Raw genomic sequence first — 273 nt, 5'->3', positions numbered from 1 at the left:
CGAGGAAGCTATCGAGCGTTCCGGTGCCCTGGATCAAGGGAGCCTGTGATGCTCACGCTGACCGGCACCATTCGAGCAGTCACCACCCTGGGTGGTGGCGTCAACAAGAAGACCGGCGAGGTGATCCCCACCCGCCAGGTTCTCCAGATCGAGGGCCTCGATAACCGTGGCCTCGTTCAACTCTTCACCCTCACAGTTCCGGACACCAAGCCTTTCGAGGGCCGAGTGGGTGAGCAGGTGTCCGTGCCGGTGCGTGCGTGGGCTCCTGGCGCG

1 protein-coding gene is annotated in these 273 nt (G+C 64.1%); it reads left to right on the top strand.

The window, feature by feature from the left end:
- Nucleotides 1-48 precede the first annotated feature (48 nt).
- Nucleotides 49-273 (top strand): hypothetical protein (locus ABG80_RS02055; protein ID WP_152987415.1); only part of this gene is annotated, 225 nt, incomplete at its 3' end.

It is taken from the genome of Aquabacterium parvum (genome assembly GCF_001447195.1).
Classification (GTDB): Bacteria; Pseudomonadota; Gammaproteobacteria; order Burkholderiales; family Burkholderiaceae_C; genus Aquabacterium; species Aquabacterium parvum.
The sequence above is the reverse complement of the archived record's forward strand: the minus strand, read 5'-3'. Positions and strand labels throughout refer to the sequence as shown.